Source organism: Chryseobacterium sp. BGARF1 (assembly GCF_001677955.1).
Lineage (GTDB): Bacteria > Bacteroidota > Bacteroidia > Flavobacteriales > Weeksellaceae > Chryseobacterium.
The window spans coordinates 1-420 of the sequence record NZ_LELA01000160.1 but is presented as its reverse complement, the minus strand read 5'-3'; the positions used below and the strand labels follow the sequence as shown (position 1 = coordinate 420).

Here is a 420-nt window from a genome sequence, read left to right as displayed (position 1 = left end):
AATCTGAACTTGATTTTTCGGGAACACCAAAGATGGCTATTACTAAACATAAAAGGTTAGATAGTGATACCGAAAGAGTAATTACCGAAAACTTTACTTATGATCACCAAAACAGATTATTGACCCATATCCATCAGGTTGATAACAATCCTGTGGAATATCTTGCTCAGAATAAATACAATGAGCTTTCACAGCTAGAAAGCAAAAAAGTGGGTGGAACAAGTTCAAACACACCTTTGCAGCAGGTGGATTATCTGTATAATATTCGAGGATGGATGACACAGATCAATGATCCTGCAAATTTAGGAAGTGATCTGTTTGGTTATAAAATAAAATATAATCAGGTAGAAGGTGAACAGACTCCTAATAATGATTTTTCAACTCTTCAGGTAAAGCCTAAATACAACGGTAACATTGCAG

General features: G+C 35.0%; 1 pseudogene. It reads left to right on the top strand.

Going from position 1 to position 420, the window contains the following annotated elements:
- Window positions 1-420 (top strand): annotated as a pseudogene (locus AB671_RS22580) (RHS repeat-associated core domain-containing protein); the annotation flags it as partial.